General features: G+C 72.0%; 22 protein-coding genes. 11 read left to right on the top strand and 11 right to left on the bottom strand.

Features of this window, described 5'->3' with window-relative positions; all coding sequences use genetic code 11:
* Window positions 1-191 precede the first annotated feature (191 nt).
* Window positions 192-1181, top strand: a complete 990-nt coding sequence (locus CLV70_RS28760) for a hypothetical protein (RefSeq protein WP_106129751.1) — start codon at window positions 192-194, stop codon at window positions 1179-1181.
* 3 nt (window positions 1182-1184) lie between these two features.
* Window positions 1185-1781 carry a siderophore-interacting protein gene (locus CLV70_RS28755; RefSeq protein WP_281260501.1) on the top strand — a complete coding sequence of 199 codons (597 nt, stop codon included), beginning with the start codon at window positions 1185-1187 and terminating at the stop codon, window positions 1779-1781.
* Here CLV70_RS28755 and CLV70_RS28750 read toward each other — a convergent pair.
* The 11 genes from CLV70_RS28750 to CLV70_RS28695 all read right to left on the bottom strand — a co-directional run bounded on the left by CLV70_RS28750 (window position 1747) and on the right by CLV70_RS28695 (window position 13377).
* Complete coding sequence (locus CLV70_RS28750; RefSeq protein WP_211303924.1) at window positions 1747-2565, bottom strand: helix-turn-helix transcriptional regulator; 819 nt, start codon at window positions 2563-2565, stop codon at window positions 1747-1749. The genes CLV70_RS28755 and CLV70_RS28750 overlap by 35 nt on opposite strands.
* A gap of 38 nt (window positions 2566-2603) precedes the next feature.
* The gene (locus CLV70_RS28745; RefSeq protein WP_106129749.1) at window positions 2604-4205 is read right to left on the bottom strand and encodes a hypothetical protein; all 1602 of its coding nucleotides are present in this window, start codon (window positions 4203-4205) and stop codon (window positions 2604-2606) included.
* Complete coding sequence (locus CLV70_RS28740) at window positions 4202-6016, bottom strand: hypothetical protein (RefSeq protein WP_106129748.1); 1815 nt, start codon at window positions 6014-6016, stop codon at window positions 4202-4204. The genes CLV70_RS28745 and CLV70_RS28740 overlap by 4 nt, the downstream gene beginning before the upstream one ends.
* Before the next feature lie 674 nt (window positions 6017-6690).
* Entirely contained in the window at window positions 6691-7248 is a 558-nt protein-coding gene (locus CLV70_RS28730; protein ID WP_106129746.1) for a hypothetical protein, read from the bottom strand.
* A 105-nt stretch (window positions 7249-7353) separates the two neighbouring features.
* Window positions 7354-8160, bottom strand: coding sequence for a PrsW family intramembrane metalloprotease (locus tag CLV70_RS28725; protein ID WP_106129745.1), 807 nt, complete (start codon window positions 8158-8160; stop codon window positions 7354-7356).
* A gap of 100 nt (window positions 8161-8260) precedes the next feature.
* A complete protein-coding gene (locus CLV70_RS28720; RefSeq protein ID WP_245908514.1) occupies window positions 8261-9217 on the bottom strand; it encodes an alpha/beta hydrolase family protein in 957 nt (318 codons plus the stop codon).
* An 87-nt stretch (window positions 9218-9304) separates the two neighbouring features.
* Window positions 9305-10060 (bottom strand): SDR family NAD(P)-dependent oxidoreductase, encoded by a 756-nt coding sequence (locus CLV70_RS28715; protein WP_211303923.1) that lies wholly within the window; start codon window positions 10058-10060, stop codon window positions 9305-9307.
* Window positions 10057-10827: an HpcH/HpaI aldolase family protein gene (locus CLV70_RS28710; protein ID WP_106129743.1), complete on the bottom strand. Its 771-nt coding sequence runs from the start codon at window positions 10825-10827 to the stop codon at window positions 10057-10059. The genes CLV70_RS28715 and CLV70_RS28710 overlap by 4 nt, the downstream gene beginning before the upstream one ends.
* A 3-nt stretch (window positions 10828-10830) precedes the next feature.
* Window positions 10831-11709, bottom strand: coding sequence for an ABC transporter permease (locus tag CLV70_RS28705; protein ID WP_106129742.1), 879 nt, complete (start codon window positions 11707-11709; stop codon window positions 10831-10833).
* 8 nt (window positions 11710-11717) lie between these two features.
* Entirely contained in the window at window positions 11718-12506 is a 789-nt protein-coding gene (locus CLV70_RS28700) for an ABC transporter ATP-binding protein (protein WP_106129741.1), read from the bottom strand.
* Between the two features lie 118 nt (window positions 12507-12624).
* On the bottom strand, window positions 12625-13377 hold the full coding sequence (locus tag CLV70_RS28695; protein ID WP_158277842.1) for an IclR family transcriptional regulator: 753 nt from the start codon (window positions 13375-13377) through the stop codon (window positions 12625-12627).
* Window positions 13378-13599: 222 nt separating this feature from the next.
* On the opposite strand from CLV70_RS28695, the gene CLV70_RS28690 reads away from it, so the two are divergent.
* The 9 genes from CLV70_RS28690 to CLV70_RS28650 all read left to right on the top strand — a co-directional run bounded on the left by CLV70_RS28690 (window position 13600) and on the right by CLV70_RS28650 (window position 22040).
* Entirely contained in the window at window positions 13600-14490 is an 891-nt protein-coding gene (locus CLV70_RS28690; RefSeq protein WP_106129739.1) for a DUF6282 family protein, read from the top strand.
* 35 nt (window positions 14491-14525) lie between these two features.
* Window positions 14526-15392 (top strand): cupin domain-containing protein, encoded by an 867-nt coding sequence (locus CLV70_RS28685; RefSeq protein WP_106129738.1) that lies wholly within the window; start codon window positions 14526-14528, stop codon window positions 15390-15392.
* Window positions 15393-15548: 156 nt separating this feature from the next.
* Window positions 15549-16499, top strand: a complete 951-nt coding sequence (locus CLV70_RS28680; protein ID WP_211303922.1) for an ABC transporter substrate-binding protein — start codon at window positions 15549-15551, stop codon at window positions 16497-16499.
* Complete coding sequence (locus CLV70_RS28675; protein ID WP_106129736.1) at window positions 16500-17492, top strand: LLM class flavin-dependent oxidoreductase; 993 nt, start codon at window positions 16500-16502, stop codon at window positions 17490-17492.
* A complete protein-coding gene (locus CLV70_RS28670) occupies window positions 17489-18682 on the top strand; it encodes a thiolase family protein (RefSeq protein WP_106129735.1) in 1194 nt (397 codons plus the stop codon). Before CLV70_RS28675 ends, CLV70_RS28670 begins: the two co-directional genes overlap by 4 nt.
* On the top strand, window positions 18679-19341 hold the full coding sequence (locus tag CLV70_RS28665; protein ID WP_106129734.1) for a 3-oxoacid CoA-transferase subunit A: 663 nt from the start codon (window positions 18679-18681) through the stop codon (window positions 19339-19341). Before CLV70_RS28670 ends, CLV70_RS28665 begins: the two co-directional genes overlap by 4 nt.
* Window positions 19338-20021, top strand: a complete 684-nt coding sequence (locus tag CLV70_RS28660; RefSeq protein WP_106129733.1) for a 3-oxoacid CoA-transferase subunit B — start codon at window positions 19338-19340, stop codon at window positions 20019-20021. Before CLV70_RS28665 ends, CLV70_RS28660 begins: the two co-directional genes overlap by 4 nt.
* The gene (locus CLV70_RS28655; protein ID WP_106129732.1) at window positions 20011-21432 is read left to right on the top strand and encodes an aldehyde dehydrogenase family protein; all 1422 of its coding nucleotides are present in this window, start codon (window positions 20011-20013) and stop codon (window positions 21430-21432) included. The genes CLV70_RS28660 and CLV70_RS28655 overlap by 11 nt, the downstream gene beginning before the upstream one ends.
* Window positions 21429-22040 carry a nuclear transport factor 2 family protein gene (locus CLV70_RS28650; protein ID WP_106129731.1) on the top strand — a complete coding sequence of 204 codons (612 nt, stop codon included), beginning with the start codon at window positions 21429-21431 and terminating at the stop codon, window positions 22038-22040. Before CLV70_RS28655 ends, CLV70_RS28650 begins: the two co-directional genes overlap by 4 nt.
* The last annotated feature ends 57 nt before the right edge of the window (window positions 22041-22097 follow it).

Raw genomic sequence — 22097 nt, 5'->3', positions numbered from 1 at the left:
GATGTCAAAGGCTCAGGCGGCCTGGCATATGCGAGCTGCTCGGCGAGCTGGGTGGTCAGCCGCCGCGGCCGTCCGGATAGGAGGGTCGTCACCGGCCGGTCGCGGCCCATTGTGCATCGGCGCCCGGGAGGGAACGCTAGGGATGGCTTCCCGTCAGGTGACTCGAGCGCCCGGAGGGGTACAGACCCTGCATGACCGTCCGTGACGAACGGCCGAGGTTGGCGGACCGAGGCCCGGACCTCGCCGCCCGCGGCGCCCGCCCGGTGCCGGTCGCACCCCCGGCCTGCCCCGATGACCTGCCGCGATACCTGGGTGCCCTGCGCCGCCTCTCGGACGCCGACGATCTCGCGGTCGCGTACGCCGGCTGCACGATCGCCGTGGACGTGGCCGGGCGCGACGGCTCCGCGGCCGGGCTCGTGCTGGCGTACTCGGAACGCAGCTCGGCCGCCCGCCGCCTCGGCGACCTCCCGCAGGCCCGCCGCGACGCCGAGGCCGCCGCCGACCTGCTGGAGGTCTCCGGTGCGCAGCCGCAGAGCGCGATGGCCGCCCTGCTCCTGTCCCGCCGGCTCGCGGTCCGCCTCGACCTCGGCGACCTGGAGTCCGCCGACGCGCTGCTGGCCGCCGCCCCGTTCGGTGCCGAGCTGCCGGACGAGCCCGAATTCCTGCTGCTGCGCTACGTCCGGGGTCGCCTGCACGCCGCCGTCGGCCGCCCCGGCGAGGGCCTGGCCGACCTGTACCGCTGCGGCGAGCGGGTCGCCACCCTGCGCGCCGACCATCCCGGCGTGCTGCCCTGGCGGTCCGCGGCGGCGACCGTCCTCACCGGAATCGGCGCGGCGGAGGCGGCCGAGCGGCTCGCCGCCGAGGAGGTCGCGCTGACCCGCCGGCACGGGCTGGCGTCGGCACTCGGCCGCGCGCTGCGGATTCAGGGGCAGGTCCGGCCGGGCCCGGCGGGGATGGCGGCGGCCGAGGAGGCGGTACGCGTCCTGCAGGGCACGCCCCGGCGGTTCGAACGGGCGACGGCCCTGGTCGACCTCGGCGGCCTGCTGAACCTGGCGCGGCGGCGGCCCCAGGCGCGGCGCGTGCTGCGGGACGGCCTGGAGCTGGCGCAGGAGTGCGGGTCGCCGGCGCTGGTGGCGCGGGCCCGGACCTACTACGCGGGCCGGGCCCCCGGCCGGTGCTGAGTTATCTACACCGTCCGCGCCTTCCGCCCGGCCGTCTGCGAACTCGACGTGGACTTCGTGCTGCACGGCGACACCTCGCCGGCGTCGCGCTGGGCGGGCTCGGCGGCCCCCGGCGACCCGGTGGTGATGATCGGCGCGGCCCACGGCCATCCGGTGACCGACGTGGCCTGGAAACCCCCGGCGACGGCGGACCTGCTCCTGCTCGCGGCGGACGCGACGGCCCTGCCCGCGGCGGCCTCGATCCTGGAGAGCCTGGACCGCCCGGCGCGCGCGATCCTCGAGGTGCCGCACCACGCGGACCGCCTGCCCATCGGCGGCCCGCACGACATCACCTGGCTGGTACGCGCCGCGGGCGACCGGATCGAGCCCGCGGTCCGGGCCGTTCTCGGCGGCCCCGCAGCCACGGTCGCCGCCGCGCCGCCCGCCCCCGGCGGCCCGATCTGGGACGTGCCGGAGGAGGCGGCCGGCACCTTCTACGCCTGGCTGGCGGGCGAGTCGGGCACGGTCGTCTCGCTCCGCCGGCACCTCGTCGGCGAACGCGGCCTGGACCGGCGCGCGGTGGCGTTCATGGGCTACTGGAAGCGGACGTCCGCGGAATAAGGCCGAGCCCCTGGACGAGCAGAACCGTGGACAACCGGTCCCGGGTGCCGCACTTGCGGTACGCGTTCTCGAGATGCTTGTTGACCGTGTGCGGGGAGATGCCCATCCGGCGCGCGATCGTGGCGGCGGTGAGCCCCTCGGCGGCCAGCGCCAGCACCATCAGCTCGCGGGGCGTGAGTCCCAGGTCCGCCCGCTCGCCGTCCGGGTGGGCCGGCCCGCGCTCCGCCTCGACGCGCTGCCGCAGGCGGCCGGCCTCGATCGCGTGCCGGTTCACCGCGAGCAGCAGGGGATGGACCTGCGCCGCCATCGCCCGTTCGCGCGGCGTGAAGTCGCGGCCGGAGCGGCAGACCAGGAACGCCGTGGCGACCCCCTTCGGGCTGGGCAGCGGCAGGGCCAGGTGATGGATGCCGCCGTCCAGGTCCTGCCGGCACGAGTCGTACGTGGACGTGGTCCGCCACGCCAGCGGGCCGGTGACGTCGCTGACGGTCAGCGGCCCGGTGTCGTTGTGCCGGGAGAACACCCGGGCCAGCGGGTGGTGCGGGCCGAAGTCGCGGGCCCGCTCCCGCCAGGGGATGGACGCGATCTCGTCGGGCGCCCAGGCGACGCCCGCCGTGCTGCCGGCCGAGAGGTGGTAGCGGTCCATGAAGATCGTCGCGGTGCCGTGCAGCGACTCGTTGAGCTGCGCCGCGATGAGGAACGGGTAGTTGTCGGTGGTGAGACCGTCGATCAGGGTGGTCGCCAGGTCCAGGACCCGGCGGTAGTCGCGAGCAGCCAGCGCCGTCATGCCTGGATTAAACATGATAATTCAGGCGAGGATGCGGCTCAGCGGCCCATCTTCTCCAGCTGGGCGACGATGGGTCCGAGGACCCGGTCGACCTCCCGGTGGATCCGCGGGAACCCGCGCCAGAGTTCGTCGATCCACCGTACGAGCCGGCTCGTCGTCGTGGTGGACCGCCCGAGATAGTGGGCGGTCGCCACGTCGTCCTTCACGGTGATGGTGAGCTTCCGGAACGCCGTGGTGATCGACTCCAGCTCGTGCGGGTTGAACTCCTCCGGTAGCCCGCCGAAGCTCTCGCGCAGCAGCTTCTCGACGCTCAGCCGATGGTCGGCCGCGGTCACCACGATGCAGGCTGCCTCCTCGCCGTCGGCCCAGCCGGTGACCGCCCGGAGGTCCGCCTCGAACTGCGCCTTCGTCAGCCGCCGGTCGATGATGTGCGCGCGCTCCCAGATCCGGGCGAAGTGGTCCCGGCGTACGCCCTGCCACACCGCCACGTCCGCCCCGGCGAGCGCCGTCCGATCGGCATGCATCTCGAACAGGGCGGCCAGCCTGCCCCGCCGGTTGACGACCATGACCTCCGTCCGTAGCTCCCGGTAGGAGCCGATCCTGAGATCGATCCTCCGGCCGGCCCGGACGAAGCTCTCCTCCAGCAGCAGCCGCGCTTCCTCCACCGCCCGGCCGGCGCCGAGGATGCTCTCCAGGTCGGTCAGCACCCGCCGGGACGGGCCGGTCGCGTACGGGGAGGGCCGGCCCCGGCGCCGGAACTCCTCGGCGACGCCCTCGACCAGGTCGTCGAGCGCCCCGTCGAGCAACGCCGTCTCGCGCCCGGACGGCAGCGCGCCGGCCGTCTCGCGGAGCGGCTCCACGAACCGCGCCGCCGTACGGACCTTGAGCGCCCGCGCGGCCAGGACGAGCGGGTCCAGCTCGGGCACGAGCACGGTTGCCGCGACGCCGGCGAGCCGACCGAGCGCCTCGCCGACCGCGGCCGGGTCGTCCGCGTAGGCCCGCAGCACGGGCCGGAACCGGTCGGCGTTGCGGGCCAGCACCCGGGCCGCCACGGTGACCGCCCGGACGCGTTCCTCCACGACGGTTCCCCAGTCCCGGCCCGGCCGCCGGCCCGCGACGTCGGCGACCTGCTCCAGCACGCCGGCCAGCTCCAGGCCGGTACGCAGCACGCCGGCGAGCACCACCACGGCCCGGCGTACCGGCGCGCACACCTCGCGGGCCAGCACCCAGGCCTTCAACTCGTCGAGCGACATCAGCTCCACCGCCTCGGCGGCCAGCACGCACCCGGCGAGCTCGAGGATCCAGACGACCGCCTCGGCGACGAGCTGGACGACGTGCCAGACCGTGGTCAGCACCTCGGTCACCAGGCCCTCGACGAAGGAGACGGCGAACACCACCGGGTGGGCCAGGATCGTGCCGCCGACGCGTAGCTTCAGCTCGTCGCCGAGCGGGTCCAGCGCCCGGCCGAGCTCCGCCAGGGCGACGACGAGCTGGTCCAGGCCGAGCAGCGCGCCGGGACCGGGCACCACCGCGTCCGAGACCGTGACCGCGGACCGGTCGGGGACGGCCGTCGTGGGCGTCGCCGCCCGCCCGCCCGGCACCGCGGTGAGCACGGCCGCCCGTGCGTCCGGCGTGTTCACGGCACCGGCTGCGAGACGGGGGCCGGCACCGGCTGCCCGGCCGGGCCCGGTGCCGGCGGCGTCGCCGGGAAGACCCTGGCGAAGACGGCCGCCGCCGCCTCGTCCTTCTCGGCGACGATGCGCCGCGCCAGCGCCTGCCGGTCCAGCGCGGCCTGCCGCTCGGCGATGCCGATCCGCTGCTCCTCGATCGCCATCGCCTGTAGGTTCCGCGAATACGGGTCCAGCCCGTTCCCCGGGTCCAGCAGCATGCTGGCCACCAGGCTGTCGGTCTGGTTGGTGACGTGACTGTGCGCCAGCACGATGCCGGGCACCTCGACGGACCTGCCGCTCATCGGGTCGACCACGGTGGTCCGCAGGTCACGGGGGAACCGCAGATACCTGCCGGCGGGCACCGGAGTGCCGTCCTCCGCGGTGGGCACGACCGCCTCGTACGCGCGCTGCAGCCGGTCCTGGTGATCGGGAATCCCGGAGAGCGCGTGCAGGATCGCCCGCCGTACGCGTTCCCGGTAGTCCTCGCCGACCGCCTCGAGCAGCAGGCCGTCGAGCTCGGGCAGCGACACCTCCCGATAGGTACGGCGGATGTCGAGCACCCGCTGCTTCGTGACGGGATCGGGTTCGGGCAGGTACTGCGGCCGGCCCTGCGCGTCGAGCATCAGGTCCTCGGTGTAGAACGCCACCCTCACGTTGGTCAGGTGGACGACCGTCAGGTACGCCTGGTTGAGCTGGCGGAACACCACGGTCAGCGCGCACGAGGCGTTGATGTTGGCGATCTCGCGGGTCACGGACTCCTCGGTGCCGGACTGCTGCTGCGCCCGCGACTCGGTGTTCACCGTGACCGTACGGTTGGCGGACGCCTTGTCGGAGTGGACCCGCACCGCATTGAGGACGTTGGCCGTCGTCTCCTGGCGGGTGGAGTTGGCGGAGCCGCTGTACTCGCCGCTGATGCTCGCCCGCCCCCAGCCCCAGCTGGCCTCCGCGGAGCCATTGATCTTGTAGTTCTGCGCCTCGGCGTGCGCCGCCGTGCTGCTCTGCTGCTCCTGCAACGCCTGGGTGAACTGGCCCACGCACTCGGTCGCGTTGGAGTCGACGATGCTGGCGGCCTCCTTGCGCTCGGTCTCCGTCCGCGTGTACGACTTCACGCTGATCTGCGTCTTCTCGCCCGGGGCGAGCGACATCGTGCGGACCACCCGGCCCGGCGCGCAGGCGGACGGCATCACCGACATGGTGAGCGTCTCGACGAGCAGCAGCCGGCTCAGCAGGCGGCGGAACGGCAGCTGGTCGCTGAGGGACACGGTCCGCCGGGCGGGCTGGGAGGCGACGCCGCGGTCGTCCACCGCGACCGCCGACAGCATGCGTTCGCCGGCGCCCGACAGCACGACCTCGGCCGCCCAGGTGCCGTCCTCGGCGGGCTTCACCGGGATCGTCTCCTCGCCCGTGCCGAGCTGCACGACCGTGACGGTCCGGCCCGCGCCGGCCGTGGTCCGGCCCCGTACGGGCACCTTGGCGGTGCCGTGCTGGGTCAGGACGACGGCGCGATCCGCCGGGCTCTCGAAGACCGCGGCCGGCGGCGTGGCGGGCGGCGCCGGGTCGGTCGCGTCGAGCTCCACGCGTACGGTCGCCGTCGCGGTGTCGGTGACCGTGACGGGCTCCCCTTCCGTGCCGGTCGCCTCGATCGTCCCCCTGACGGTGACGGTGTGCTGCCCGCTCGCCGGGATCCGGAGGTCCGCCCGGAACCGCCCGTGGGTCACCTGCACCGCGCCCGCCGCCGTGGCACCCGGCGCGGTCACCTCGATCGCCGGAACGCCGGGCACCCGTGGCGCCGTCCACCGCCCGCTCACGGTGAGGGTGAGCCCGGAGGCGGGACCGGTGTGCGGGCCGGAGCCGCCGGCCGGCGAGTCGATGAAGACGTGCAGCGACGGGGTCCAGGTGCCGCCGCCGTCCCCGGGCTCCGGCGGGTCCGGCGGCCCGGGCGGCAGGAGCGCGGCCCCGGCCCGCCCCCGCCGGACGGGGGCCGGGGCTCGGCGGCCCGGCGGCCGTCCGGTAGTCGAGCTGGCCGGTGATCGTCCGGTACACCCGCACCTGCCGGCCGGCGCGGGCGAGGTCGGCCACGTCCTGCCGGGTCAGCGCGGCCAGCTCGGCGGTCAGCCGCTCGCCCGGCGCCACGATCGGCGGGGCCGCGGGGTCGCCGTCGGCGGGCACCGACACGGAGTCGGGAACCTGAATCGCCGGCGCCGCGCGTACGCCGGACTCCTCGCCGTTGATCGTCGCCCCGCCCTCGTCCGGCGCGGCGGCGACGCCCGGCCGGACCTCCCGGAAGGCCTCGCGGGGCAGGTCCAGATCGATGTAGCTGCGGGCGGAGAACGAGCGCGGATCGGGCAGGTCGTACTTGAGGTAGACGGGTTTGCCGGCCGGTTCCAGGTCGACGAGCGGGGCGGGACGGTCCTCGGGCATGGCGATCTCCTGACGTGGACGGGCGGGTGAGCGGTCAGCCGAGCACGCGGGCCGCGGTGGCGGCCCGGGGCCGGGCGTCCCATCGGCGCTGCCAGTCGGTCAGCGACTCACCACTGAGGATCGACACGATCGCGTCGATCGCCTTCCGGTCGTTCACGTACGCCCGCCGCACGCTGATGTGGATGTGCCACAGGTGGGTGTCATCGCTCGAGTGGGCGACCTTGTCCCGGACGAAGTCCCAGCCCTCGACCTCGCGGTCCCGGTCGGTGTTGCCGTAGAACTCCCGCATCGCGTACGTCCGCGGATCCTCGACCCGGCCGGCGTCCCGGAGCCGCTTGCTGTAGCGGGCGATGGTGCCGAAGTGGCCGGCCTGGGCGTCGGGGAACGTCCAGTCGATGGCGGCGGCCTCGTCGCCCGGTCCCCGGCGGTCCCTCGGCCAGCGGATGGAGTAGTCCCACCGGCGTCCCTGCTGCCGCAGCCGGTCCCGGGTGTTGTGGTAGCCGGGCTTGTCGGCGAGGATCCCGCCGAGCAGCGAGCCGGGCTCCAGCTTCTCCATCGCCGGCCACAGCACCTTCGCAATCAAGCTGGACATCGCTTCTTCCTTCCCTCGTCGCCCGGTCGGCCGGGCGTCGGACCTCGCCATGAGGCTCGCAGGAAGGGACGAAGCGGTGCTATTAGCAGATATGCGTAGGAACTCCTAGGTGGTGAGCGGTTCCCGGGGTGCCCACTGGGTGTGCTCGGCGAACGTCCGGTAGCGGTGCAGGGCGACGAACAGCCAGCCCAGGCTCAGGATCGCCAGGATGACGAACGGGAGGACGCCGCCGAACGTGTCCCATGCCGTGTGCATCGCGACCGCGCCGGCGAAGGTGCCGAGGAAGGCGAGCAGCTTCCGGCCCGTCGGCGAGGCGACCAGGGCCCAGAGGGCGCCGCAGGTCAGGCCCGTCCAGGCGGTGTGGCCGGCGGGGGCGGTCAGGCCGCGGACGAACAGCGTCTCCTGGACCGCGCCGATGTTGCCGCGCGAGTCGAGCAGGGCGGTGAAGCCGTAGCCCATGGTCTCGAGGGCGGCGAAGCCCATGCCGGACGCCACCCCGATGACCAGCCCGTCCGACGGCAGCCGCCGCCCGCGCCGGGCCAGCAGGGTGAAGAGCAGCACGACCGGGACGATCATCTTCGCCGACTCCTCGATCAGGGCGACGAAGAGCATGGGGAGCGCGCCGAGGCCGCGCAGCGCGTCGTACTCCAGCGTGCCCGCGACCACCACCCCGATCACGCCGCCGAAGAACGCGGCCACCACGAGCGCGGAGGCGGGTACCTGCCAGCGCCCGGTCCGGGCCTGGGCGAAGGTCAGGAAGGCCAGCGGCACCACGGTCGCGCCGAGCAGCAGCAGCGACGGGATGAAGTTGGGGTTCTGCGTCCGGACCAGGGTCCTGAGGACGATGACGTAGAGCGCGAGCCCGATGACGAGCACGCCCAGCCAGGCCCAGCGGCGGGGGAGATCACGCATGCCCGGAGTCTTTCGTACGCCCAGGATTTGCGCCAGGGTCCGGAGAGCCCGCGGCCGAAGTGACCGCGGAGGGCGGGCCGGCGCCCGCCCTCCCGCGCCGTCAGGCCATGTGCTCGGCGAGCCAGTCGAGCATCGGGCCGGGGTTCTGCGCGAAGTAGCGGTAGCCGTCCCAGCGCCGGGTCGACCCCTCGATCCAGAAGAGCCGCTTGTCCGCGACGGGGATGTTGTCGAAGATCGCCTGGACGTCGCTCGGCCGGGTCAGGACGTCGTCGCGTACCTGGTAGAGGAACGTCGGGACGGTGACGCTGCGCGCGGGCTCCACCGGCGACATGTCGTCGAGGTAGAGGCTGTTGTGGCGGCGGATCCGCTGCTCGAGATCGTCGATGTGCCCGGCGAGCGGAATCCCGGCGAGGCTCAGGGTCTGCTCGATCGTGATCCGCGGCGACAGCGGCTGCGGTGCGAGCAGGCAGCGCACGTCACGGAACGCGGCCGGGTCGGTCCGCATCGCGAACATGGTGGCGTTGGCGCCCATGCACCGGCTGAACAGGCCGATGCTCGCGCCCTTCAGGTCCTCGCGGCCACGGACGTACGCCAGCGAACCGAGCACGTCGCGGGCCTCGTACACGCCGGCCGTGATGACACCGCCGTTCGCGGCGCCGCTCGTACCCAGGTTTCGCAGGTCGTAGGCGAGCACGTGATAGCCGGCGTCGTGCAGGATCTTGTAGTCGGGAACGAAGTCGACCTCGACGTCGTTGCCGGTGGGCCCCCAGATCGACTTCCACGGCTCGAGATGGGCCGGGAGCCCGGAGCGGGAGAACCACAACGGGTGATTGGCGATGACGACCTTGTCGGAGCCGGGCGAGGGGATGAACCAGCCCTCCAGCGGCACGCCGTCCCGCGAGGGGAAGGTGACCTCCTCGAACTCGAGGCCGGCCTCCGCCGGGGAGTGCCAGACGGGCGATCGCAACGTCGACCCCCAGCCCTCGGCGAACTGGCTCAGGAACCCCTCGATCTGCTCCGGCGACATCTGCGGTGAGGTAACGATGGAATCGGTCATGGGATCGACTCTCGCCCCGCCGGCGGAAGTCCTGGTAGCCGAGCCGTTCCCGGCCGTGGCGACCATAGGAGTCGCACACCCCCCGAATCAGGCGTCGCCGCGGGGCGTGTCGACGTGGGTGACGAGGTTGATGCCGCCGTCGACGCGGATCACCTCACCGGTGACGAAGGGGACCTTGACGAGCGCGAGGACCATGGCGGCGACGTCGGAGGGCTGCCCGAGCCGGCCCAGCGGTGTCATCGCCGCGGTGCGCGCGGCCCGCGTGGCGAGGCTGTCCGAGGTCAGCCGGGTCTCGACCGGGCCCGGCGCGATCGCGTTCACCCGGATGCCCGGACCCACCGCCTTGGCCAGCAGCCTCGTCAGCTGGTCGAGCGCGGCCTTGCTGACGGAGTACGGGATCGAGCTGCCGAGGGGCCGCGAGCCGCCCACCGAGGTGATGTTGATGATCTGGCCGCCGGGTTCCATGACCTTCACGGCGGCGACGGAGACCTGCCACGTCCCGACGACGTTGACGCCGAGGATCCGGTGCCAGTCGTCGGCGGTGACCGCATCCAGGTCGGTGTGCGGGACGGGCCGCGACACCCCGGCGTTGTTCACCAGCAGGTCGAGCCGGCCGTGCCGCGCCACGGTCGTCTCCACCAGGCGTACGGCGTCGGAGGGGTCGGCGATGTCGGCCCGGACGTAGCTCGCCCCCGGGAGTTCGGCCGCGAGCCGCTCACCGGCGTCGACCGAGGTGGACGAGGTCACCACGACGGCGTAGCCCTCGGCCGCGAGCGCGCGGGCGATGCCCTCCCCGATCCCGGAGCTCGAGCCCGTCACGATGGCGACGCGGGGCGCGCTCACCGGGCGGCCCGCTCGGCGACGGGCGTTCTCAACGCGTTCACGATCGCGCGGCCTCCACTGGCGAGGATCGAGGTGTCGTTGCTGACCACCACGTAGTCGTAGCCCCGGGCCAGCGCGGCCCGGGCCTGGTCGCTCGTGGCGGACGCGGTGCCGATGGGAACGCCCGCCGCGGCGGCAGCCGCCAGGGCGGACCCGGCGAGCCGGTCCACCTCGTCGCTTCCCGCCGGGACGCCCATCGACATCGAGAGGTCGGCCGTCCCGACGAACGCGGCACCGATGCCGTCGAGGGCCAGGATCTCCCGCGAGTTACGGATCGCCGTCTCGCTCTCGAGCTGGACGACGCACAGGGCCTGCTCGTTGCCGTACTCGAGGTAGTCCGCCCGGGGCAGCAGCCCCCAGCGTCCCGCCCGGCTGGTGCCGCCGGACCCGCGGTCGCCGCGCGGCGGGAAGCAGGTGGCCCGTACGACCTCCCGGGCCTGTTCGGCGGTGTCGACGTGCGGCACGACCACCCCGGCCGCGCCGGCGTCCAGGACCCGCTGGATCACGCTCAGGCCGTGGTCGGGCACCCTGACGAGCGGGTCCACCCCGAGGGCGCGGGCCATCGCGATGTGGGTCGAGGTGGCGCCCAGGTCCAGCGCCGTGTGCTCGAGGTCGATGACCACGAAGTCGAAGCCCGCGTACGCCATGATCTCGACACTCTCGGGGCTGGCGAGCTTGATCCAGGTCCCGAGCGTGCCGCCGTTGATTCCGTCGCGTACCCGTGTCATGGCTCAGACCTCGCCGGCGGTCTCGGTGGGGGTGGCGGTCCAGAAGACCAGCCACTTGCCGAGCCGCACGACGACCGCGTGCAGGGCGATGCCGATCGCCGACAGCACGACGATCACCGCGAAGGTCCGGGCCACGTCCAGGGTGAAGTTGCTCGCCTGGATCAGGTAGCCCAGACCCTCCGAACTGCCCACGAACTCCGCGACCACGGCGCCGGTCACGGACAGGATGACGGCGACCTCCAGCCCGGCGAAGATGTGCGGAAGCGCCGACGGGATCTGCAGGTGCCGCATGACCTGCGCCCGGGACGCGCCGAAGGACCGGAGCATCTCGACCTGCTCGTGGGCGGCGGACCGGAATCCCAGGACGGCGTTGATGAGCAGGGGGAAGAACGCGATCAGGGCCACGGTCAGCACCTTCGAGCTGATCCCGATGCCGAACCAGACGATCAGCAGGGGTGCCATGGCGACCTTCGGGATGGTCTGGGTCAGGATGAGCAGCGGGAAGAGCACCCGCTCCACCGGCCGGAACTGGGTGATGAGCACCGCGGAGACCAGGGCCGAGCCGACCGCGATGCCGAACCCGAGCAGGATCTCCTTCAGGGTGACGACCGAGTGGGTCATCAGGCTGCCGTCCTGGAAGCCGTCGACCAGGGAGCCGGCGACGGCCGTGGGCGCGGGGACGAGGATGGTGGAGACGTCGAACAGCTTCACGACGACCTGCCAGACCACCAGCAACCCGAGGAATACCAGCACGCTGTAGGTGATCTCCGGTACCCGGCGGCGGCGCCCCCGTACCGGGGTGCCCGGCCTCGCGGGGGCCTCCACCGGCTCGCCCTCCGGTGCCTCTCGTTCGGCTGCGTGGCGCTTGGTGCTGGTGGACATCAGCTCTCCTAGTGGGCGCTGTGCTCGGAGTCGAGCAGCTTGCGGATCTTCAGGACGATCTCGCCGAACTCGGGCGTGTTGATGTTCTCGAGCCGCCGCGGCCGGGGGAGCGCGACGTCGACGACGTCCGCCAACCGGCCGGGGCGGGGCGTCATGACCACGACGCGGTCGGCGAGCAGCACCGCCTCGGGGATGCTGTGCGTCACGAACAGCACGGTCTTGCGGTCCTGGTCCCAGATCTTCAGCAGGTCCAGCCCCATCTGATCGCGGGTCATCGCGTCCAGCGCGCCGAACGGCTCGTCCATGAGCAGGATGCGCGGGTCGTGCATGAGGGCGCGGCCGATCCCGACCCGCTGCTGCATCCCGCCGGACAGCTCGTTGGGGTACCGGTCGCCGAACTCCTCCAGCCCGAGCATCACCAGCAGCTCGTCGGCCTTCGCCCGGGTCGCGGCGTCGCGGGCGCGGTGAAGATCCGGCGACATCAGCAGGTTCTTCCGTACGGTGCGCCAGGGCAGCAACAGCGGCTGCTGGAACACCATCCCGAGCTGGTTGCGGTGGGTGTCCTCGGACGGCCCGAAGGTGACCCGTCCGGAGGTCTGGCGGGACAGGCCCATGATGATCCGCAGCAGCGTGCTCTTGCCGCAGCCGCTGGGGCCGACGATGGAGATGAACTCACCGCCCCGGACGCTGAGGGAGACGTCGTCGAGGGCCTGGACGGTCCCGCCGGACTTCGTGGGGTACACCATGGACAGCGAATCCAAGCGGATCACGCAGTCGGTGTCGGTGCTGGTCGGCATGTCGGTCCTTCCTCACCAGATGGCAATCAGTGAACCTTTTTCAACCTGACATCGAGCCCGACAGTGCCGGGCCGTCGACAGTGGCGGGCGCGTTCGGCCTCGCCACGTTGAAAAAAGTTCAATGGGTCGTCTCGGGCCACGTGCCGCCCATCTCCTTGGTCAGTCGCCTGCAGGCGGACCTCAACGCCATGGCCTCCCGGGAGTCCAGCGCCTCCGGCAGCATCCGCTCGGTGCCGACGGCCGCGATCGTGGCGCAGATCCCGGTGGCCGCGAACACCGGCGCCGCGAGGACGCAGATGCCGCGGTGGTTGACGTCGCTGCTCATGCCGGCCTGCCGGATCGCCTCGATGCGCCGGCGGGTCTCGGCGCGCTGGGGCTCGGGGAGGCTGCCGGTGAGCCGGTCGGCGTGGAACTGGTCGGGGAGGAAGGCCAGGAAGACCTTGGCCTGCGAGGAGTTCAGGGCGAGCTGTGAGCCCACGCGCACCGTCACCAGGGTGGCGTGGTCGGCCTCCTCCACCAGCGAGACGACCGGGCCGGAGGCGCCCCACAGCGACAGCACGGTGCTGACCTTGATCTCGAGCGCGAGCTCGCGCAGGTAGGCCGGCGCCATCTGCATGATGCGCTGCTGTCCCAGCGTGAAGCTGCCGAGCTGCAGGATCGACGGTCCGGGACGGACGAGCGCGGAGTCCTCCACCCGCTCGAGCAGGCCGGAGCTGATCATCGAGCTGAAGTAGCGGTGCACCGTGGTCCGCTTCAGGCCGAGCCGGCGGGTGGCCTCCGCGACGGACAGCTCCGGGGTCTCCGGAGCGAACAGGCCGAGGATCTGCGCGGTCCGGCTCACCGCCTGGATGTCCTGTTCGCGAGCAGTCACCGGCTCGTCCTGGCCCTCCGCCATTGGCGCTCACCCGTCTCGTTGAATGTCCGCAAAGTGTGCGTGTAGTTCGCAGTACGGACGGAGAGTAAGCACGGCTCGCATCCCACGGCAAGGTTTTCCAGCGGGTTTCGCGGAAGCAGCATCCGAAACACTCTCTTGACAGACCGGATAGCGGACTCTCAGTCTGTGATGCGAACGCCGCCGACGCCAGGAGACTTCATGACTGACTCGCCCGCCATCATCAAGCTGCTGAACGGTTGCGTTGACCTGCACTGCCATTCCGGCCCGAACCCGTTCCCCCGGCGCATCGACCATGCGGAGGCCGGCAAGGACGGCGAACGGCTCGGCATGCGGGGGGTGCTGGTCAAGTCCCACCACCACAACACCGTCATGGACCTGCTCTCCATGAGCGACCGGCTGGCGGGGATCAAGACCCCCGTCTTCGGCGGCATCACCCTGAACAGCATGGTCGGCGGCATCAATCCGCAGGCCGTGGCCATGTCGCTGCGGATGGGCGGCAAAGCCGTGTGGTTCCCGACGTTCTCGGCCGGCCGGCACATCGACTGCCATCCGGAAGGCGTCGGTTTCCCCACGGCGAGCGTCGAGGTGCCGTCGTCCCGGGTGGACATCCACGGGGCGGACGGTGAGCTCATCCCCGAGGTCCACGAGGTGCTCGACCTGGTGAAGGAGACCGGCGCGATGGTGACCGGCGGCCACATGGAGACCGAGTCGATCACCCAGCTGTTCGCCGCGGCCAAGGACAAGGGCGTCACCCGGATGCTGCTCAACCACCCCGACTACGTCATCGGCGCGGACGAGGCGAAGTGCCGTGAGCTCATCGGCTACGGCGCGTTCATCGAGCACGAGACCGGCTTCTACGACCCCGAGGGGACCAAGAAGTGGAACCCGAAGATCCTCCTGGACTGGATCGAGAAGATCGGCCCGGAGCACACCGTGATCGCCTCCGACCTCGGCCAGAAGGATCGGCCGCTGCCGGTCGACTCCTACATCCGCGTCGCTACCGCGCTGCTGGACCTCGGCCTGGACGAGAGGTCGCTGCGGCAGATCTTCTGCGACAACCCGGCCTTCCTGCTCGGCCTGGACGACTGAACCGGCTTCGTGCCGCTGACCCGAAAGGACAGGCGATGACCACCCTGGCCACCCCGCCCGACGTGGAGTTCTCCGACCTCGGTACGGGCGATCCCGACGAGACCACCCCCGGGGGATCGTCCACGTGGTACTTCCGCGGGCACAACTTCGTGCTCGCCCACACGACGCTGGTCGCCGGCGACGTGCTGGAGCGGGGTGATCAGCCGGACGAGTACGTCGCGATCCTCCCGTACGAGAATTGCAGCGTCGAGGTCCGGGCGTCCGGGGAGGTCGCGTCGGTCTCGGGCAAGGCGGTGGTGATGATCCCGCCGGGCGACAGCGCGATCGTGGGCGCCGGCGACTGCACCGTCGTGCGGCTGTTCAGCTCCCGGTCCACCGACCTGCTGGACCGGGCGCGCAACCGGGATTCGTACGCGGAACCGCACCCGAACACCAGGCCGTTCGAGCCGTGGCCGGACCCGCCGGAGGGCTACCGCATCCGGCCCTACCGGCTGGCCGACCTGACGGTGACCCAGGACGCCGTACGCCCGGGCCAGATCGTCCGGTGCAGCACCTTCATGATCAATTTCCTGGCGCCGAGGGTCGGCCCGCGCGATCCCGACAGCCTCTCGCCGCACGACCACGACGACTTCGAGCAGTGCTCGCTCGCCGTGGAGGGTGAGTACGTCCACCACCTGCGGACCCCGTGGTCGAAGCGCCGCAGCGAGTGGCGCGAGGACCGGCACCTGCGGTGCGGCAGTCCCTCGGTGGCGGTGATCCCTCCGCCGATGATCCACACCAGCGAGGCCGTGGGTCCGGGGACCAACCAGCTGATCGACATCTTCTGCCCGCCGCGTCTGGACTTCTCCCTGACGCCGGGCCGAGTGCTCAACGAAGACACCTACCCGCTACCCAGCCATTAGGAAGGTTCCATCGTGAAACCTAAACGAGCGTTGAAGGTCGTTAGTGGTGCGGTCGCCGCCCTGTGCGTGGCCGCAACGCTGAGTGCGTGCGGCGGTTCCGACAGCGATTCCGGCGACTCGGCGAAGTCCGGCGGGCTGACGCCGGTGAGGTTCGCGATGGCATCCCCGAGCTGGAACGCCGGCTACGCGGTCATGGCGGTCGTGGAGGCCGAGGGCTTCTACGAGGAGGAGGGCCTGAAGGTCACGACCAACCTGTTCCCGTCGGCCACCCAGGCGGCGCAGCAGGTCGCCGCCGGCGGGGCGGACCTCGGCCTCATGACGGTCGAGCCCGTGGCCATCGGGCGCGACAAGGGCCTGAACCTGGCCTACTTCAGCTCCTACTGGGAGAAGTGGATCTACAGCCTGGAGGTGCCGGCGGGCTCCAGCGTGAAGAGCATCGCCGACCTGAAGGGCAAGAAGATCGGCGTCTCCGCGGTCGCGAGCTCCGGCGCGACGTTCGCCCGGACCGCCATGAAGCTCAACGGGATGAGCGAGAACGATGTCACCCTGGTGCCGATCGGCGCCGGCGCCCAGCAGATCAACGCCATCAAGGGCGGCCAGGTCGATGCCCTGGCGCTCTGGGACATCCAGTACCAGCTCGTCCGGAACGCCGGCGTCACCCTGACCCCGCTCCCGGTCAAGGAGACGGCGGACGCGTGGGGCGGCGGCTTCGCGACGACCCGGAAGAACCTCGACGCCAAGAAGGACGTCCTCCAGCGGTTCGGCCGCGCGGTGATGAAGGCGTTCGTCTTCGCCAAGGCCAACCCCGAGGCCGCGATCCGCGACCTGTGGAAGCTCCACCCGGAGACCCGCGGGTCCGAGCCGGAGGCGAAGGCGCTGGCCGACGGCATCAAGGTCCTCGAGGTGCGCCTGGCGGGACAGGGCTTCGACGACAAGACCCTGGGCTCGATCGACGAGGCCGCGTTCACCCGCTCGCTCGACTTCCTGGCCTCCGCCGGACTGATCAAGAAGTTCCCGGCCAAGGACATCTACACCGACGAGATGTTCAAGGCGTTCAACGACTTCTCCCACGAGGATGTCATCAAGCGAGCAGAGAGCGCCGGCTGAATGCGGCTGGGGGTCGCGCTCGACCTGAGCTCCCGGGAGCCGGTCCGCCCACAGGTGGATCGCGCGGTCTCGATCCTCGCCCACGCGGAGCGGCACGGCTTCGACTCCGTGTGGGTGGGGGAGAGCTATCACGCGGCCTCTCAGCCGTTCCACCTCCCGTCCGCCCTGATGGTCCTGGCGCATCTGGCCGGCCGGACGTCCCTGGCGCTGGGGTCGGCGGTGCTGCTGCTGCGCGCGTACAGCCCGCGGAAGCTGGCGTACGAGGCCGCGCTGCTCGACCAGCTGTGCGGCGGGAAGCTCACCCTCGGGCTCGGGCTCGGCGCCCCGGAGGTCGCCCGGCGGGCCGGGCTGAGCGAGTCAGGTCCGGCTGGCGCGGCCTTCGACGCCGCGCTGAAGCTGCTGCGCGACGCCTGGTCCGCCGGCGCGGACGCCGACTCGCCGGTGGCGATCCCGCCCCCGGTGCAGCGCGGCGGGCCGCGGATCCTGGTGGGCGGCAAGGTGGCCGCCTCGGCCCGTCGTGCCGCGACGCTCGCCGACGGGTTCTACGGCGCGACCAACTATCGCGACGACCTGTTGATCAAGCAGTCGGCCGCGTACTGGTCGTGCCGCGGCGAACGGCCGGGCGGGACCGGGGGAGTGGTCGCCACCACCCGGTTCTGCGTCGTCCACGAGGATGCCGCCACCGCCCGCGAGCTCGCCGCGCGCCACCTGACGGCGGCGACCGGCTACTACACCGAACGGGGCTCCTGGCTGGGCGCGGACGGCCCCGCCGAGCCCGAACTTCCCATGGTGGGCACGCCCGGTGAGATCGACGAGACGCTCGCCCGGTACGCCCGGGCCGGGGTCACCTCCGTGCAGCTGCGGGTCGCCCCGTACGGCACGCCGCCGGCCGTCGCCCGCCACACGCTCGACCTGATCGGGCGGCACGTCCTCCCGAACTGGCACGACCCGACGCCTCCGCAGCTGGGGCAGGAAGTGGAGACGACCCGATGAACAGCTCATTCGTGTACGCGTCGGTACGGACCCCGTTCGGCCGGTTCAACGGAGCCCTGGCCGACACGAGGACCGACGATCTGGCCGCGACGGCCCTGAAGGCGCTCCTCGACCGCTCGCCGGGGCTGGATCCCGGCCTGGTCGGCGACGTGTTCTGGGGCAACGCCAACGGCGCCGGCGAGGACAACCGCAACGTCGGCCGGATGGCCGTACTGCTGGCGGGCCTGCCCGTCACCGTGAGCGCCACCACGGTGAACCGGCTCTGCGGCTCGTCGTTGGACGCCGCCATGATGGCCTCGCGGATGATCGAGGCCGGCGACGCGGAGATCGCGATCGCCGGAGGCGTGGAGTCGATGACGCGGGCGCCGTGGGTCCTGCCGAAGCCGTCGCGGCGGTTCCCGGCGGGCGACGTCACCGCCGTCTCCACGACGCTGGGCTGGCGCCTGGTGAACGAGCGGATGCCCGCCGAGTGGACGGCCTCGCTGGGCGAGTGCAACGAGCAGCTCCAGGAGAGGTTCGCGATCTCCCGCGAGCGGCAGGACGAGTTCGGTGCCCGGTCGCACCGGCTCGCGGCGGAGGCGTGGGAGAAGGGCTTCTACGACGACCTCGTGATGCCCGTGCCCGGCGCCGACCTGGTCCGCGACGAGAGCATCCGGGCCGACACCTCGCTGGAGGCGCTGGCCCGGCTGAAGCCGGCGTTCCGGCCCGACGGGACGATCACCGCCGGCAACTGCTCGCCGCTGAACGACGGCGCGAGCGCGGTCCTGCTGGGCTCGGCGGGCGCCGCCGCGACCATCGGCCGGGACCCGGTCGCGCGGATCGCCGGTCGCGGCTGGACGGCGCTGGAGCCGCAGCAGTTCGGCTACGCCCCGGTCCAGGCCGCCAACGACGCGCTCGCGCGGGCGGGCGTCACCTGGGAGGACATCGGCGCCGTCGAGCTGAACGAGGCGTTCGCCGTACAGTCGATCGCCTGCGTGGACGCCTGGCTCGAGCTCGGGCTGCGGGACGCCGAGCTCGTCAACGCCAAGGGTGGGGCGATCGCCATCGGGCACCCGCTGGGCGCCTCGGGCGGGCGCATCCTCGGGACCCTCGCGGCGCGGCTCGTGGAGTCCGGTGAACGGTGGGGCGTGGCGGCCATCTGCATCGGCGTGGGTCAGGGCCTGGCGGTCGTGCTGGAGAACGTCGGATGACGCTGCTGTGCGCGTCTGCCGACGAGGCGGTCAGCGGCATCGCCGACGGCTCGACGGTGCTGGTCGGCGGCTTCGGCACGGCCGGCATGCCGTTCGAGCTGATCGACGCCCTGATCCGGCAGGGAGCGCGGAACCTCACCGTCGTGTCGAACAACGCGGGGAACGCGGACACCGGGCTCGCGGCGCTGCTCGCTGCCGGGCAGGTGAGAAAGATCGTGTGCTCGTTCCCCCGGCAGACGGACTCGTGGGTCTTCGACGAGCTGTACCGCAGCGGGAAGATCGAGCTCGAGGTCGCGCCGCAGGGGACCCTGGCCGAGCGGATGCGCGCCGCCGGAGCCGGGATCGGCGGGTTCTACACCCGCACCGGAGTCGGGACGCTGCTCGCCGAGGGGAAGGAGACCCGGGAGATCGAGGGCCGGACGTACGTCCTGGAGCTGCCGATCGCCGCCGACGTCGCGCTCATCAGCGCCCACACCGCGGACACCCTCGGCAACCTCGTCTACCGCAAGACGGCCCGCAACTTCGCGCCGGTCATGGCGACGGCCGCGACGACCACCGTCGTGCAGGTGCGGCACGTCGTCGAGCCGGGAGAGCTGGACCCCGAGGCCGTGGTCACCCCGGGCATCTACGTCGACCGGATCGTGCGGGTGCCGTCATGAGGCCGGTGTCCGCGAGCGTCGTCGAGCACACCGACCGTGGCCCGCTCGGACGCGACGAGATGGCCCGGGTGCTCGCCGGTGACATTCCCCGCGGGGCGTACGTCAACCTCGGCATCGGCCAGCCCACGACCGTCGCCGACCACCTCCCCCCGGATGCGGGGGTCATCCTCCACACCGAGAACGGCATGCTCGGCATGGGACCCGCGGCGACGGGCGACGCGATCGACCCCGACCTGATCAACGCCGGCAAGTCGCCGGTGACCGAGCTGCCCGGCGCCTCGTACTTCCACCACGCCGACTCGTTCGCCATGATGCGCGGCGGCCACCTCGACCTGTGCGTCCTCGGCGCCTATCAGGTCTCGGCGTCGGGGGATCTCGCCAACTGGCACACCGGCGAGCCCGGCGCGATCCCGGCGGTCGGCGGGGCGATGGACCTCGCCGTGGGCGCCAAGCGGGTCTTCGTGCTGATGTCGCTGTTCACCAGGGCCGGCGAGCCCAAAATCGTCAGGGAGTGCACCTATCCGCTCACCGCGCTGCGGTGCGTGGACCGGATCTACACCGACGTCGCCACGTTCGAGATCACCGGGGACGACCGGGTCGTCGTCCGGGAGACGTGGGGGATCTCGTTCGCCGAACTCCGTTCGCGCCTCGACGTCCGATTGGAGCGAGATGTTCACTAAGTTTTATATCGGGGGTGCCTGGGTCGATCCGGCCGCGCCACGGACCCTGGGCGTCCTCGACCCGGCGACCGAGGAGACGTTCGCGACGATCAGCCTCGGGACGGCCGAGGACGTCGACCGCGCGGTGGCGGCGGCGCGCGCGGCCTTCGTCGCGTACTCGCAGGTCAGCGTGGAGCAACGGCGGGAGTACCTGGAGCGGATCATCGCCGGATTCCGGGCCCGGCTGCCCGAGATCGCCCGGACGATGACGCGGGAGATGGGCTCGCCGATCACGTTCTCGACGGAACGCCAGGCCACGGTGGCGCTGTTCCACTTCGAGGAGGCGGCCCGCGTGCTCGCGGACTACCGCTTCGAGGAGGAGATGGGCGCCGGGTTCGTGCGGCGCGAGCCGATCGGCGTCTGCGGTCTCATCACGCCGTGGAACTGGCCGCTGAACCAGGTCGCGTCGAAGGTGGCCCCGGCCCTGGCCACGGGATGCACCGTGGTGCTCAAGCCGAGCGAGATCGCGCCGCTGAGCGCCATGGTGCTCGCCGAGGTCATCCACGACGCCGGGTTGCCGCCCGGCGTGTTCAACCTCGTCAACGGTGACGGTCCCACGGTCGGTGAGGCGATCGCGGCGCACCCCGGCATCGACATGGTCTCGCTCACCGGCTCGACCGGCGCCGGCATCAGGGTCTCCAAGCTCGCGGCCGACACGGTGAAGCGCGTCGCGCTCGAGCTCGGCGGCAAGTCGGCCAACATCATCCTGCCCGACGCGGACCTGGAGTCCGCGGTCGTCGCCGGGGTGCACTCGTGCTACACCAACGGCGGCCAGAACTGCCAGTCACCCACGCGGATGCTCGTGCACCGCTCGCAGCGCGACGAGGCGTACGCCGCCGCGCGCCGGGCGGTCGAGCAGGTCCGTCTCGGCGACCCGCTCGATCCGTCGACCACGATGGGGCCCGTGGTGAGCCAGGCTCAACGGGAGAAGATCACCGCGCTCGTACGGTCGGGGATCGACGAGGGTGCGACGCTCGTGGCCGGCGGCCCGGGCCACCCCGAGGGGCTCGACAAGGGGTTCTACGTACGCCCGACGGTGTTCGGCGACGTCACGCCGACGATGCGGATCGCGCGCGAGGAGATCTTCGGCCCCGTGCTGTCGATCCTGCTCTACGAGACCGAGGACGAGGCCGTCGAGATCGCGAACGACACGCCGTTCGGGCTGGCCGGCTTCGTGCAGTCGAAGGACCCCGACCACGCCCGCCGGGTCGCCAACCGCATCCGTGCCGGCCGGGTCTATCTCAACGGCGCTCCGTTCGACCGCAGCCTGCCGTTCGGCGGCTACAAGCAGTCGGGGAACGGCCGCGAGTTCGGGCGGTTCGGCTTCGAGGAGTACCTCGAGGTCAAGGCCGTCCTCGGGTACCCGCGATGAACGAGCGGCTCACCGCCCTCCTGGACCGGGAGGAGCTCTTCGACCTGGTACGGCGGGAACGCTTCGCCCGTGACCAGCGGCTCTTCGACGTCATGCGGGACTGCTTCCACGACGACGCCTACGTCCGGACCACCTGGTACGAGGGACACGGCGGCGAGGCGTACGTCGAGGCGACGAAGGCGTGGATGGCGCGTACCGGAAACAGCAAGCACTGGGTCTTTCCCGCGTACGCACGGGTCCAGGGCGACCGGGCGACCGTGGAGAGCCCGGCGAAGATCTTCAACCGGACCACGGTGAAGGGGGTGGAGGTCGACTTCCACGCCTACTGCCGGTTCTTCTCCCGCGCCGTCCGGGACGGGGGACGGTGGCGGCTGATGAGCTTCGAGGTGCTGCTGGAGCGCGACGAGCTCCGCCCCGTGCACGCGGGCGAGGCGCTCCCGGTGGACCCGGGCTCGCTCGCCGGGCTCCGGCCGTCCTACCGGTTCCTCACCTGGATCCAGTCGACCCGCGGCGTGACGGTGAGTCAGGACCTGCTCGGCGACGACCGGCCCGCCGAACTCGACGCGTTCCACCGGGGCGAGACCGCCTGGCTCGCCGGCACGGGATAGCGGTGCCCGCCGGTCCGGCCCTGGCAGATTGAGGGTCCGGCGTCTTGATCGCAAGCG

Origin of the sequence: Pseudosporangium ferrugineum (genome assembly GCF_003002065.1) — a bacterium.
In the GTDB taxonomy this organism is placed as follows: domain Bacteria; phylum Actinomycetota; class Actinomycetes; order Mycobacteriales; family Micromonosporaceae; genus Actinoplanes; species Actinoplanes ferrugineus_A.
This window is presented reverse-complemented; position numbering and strand designations above follow the sequence as displayed.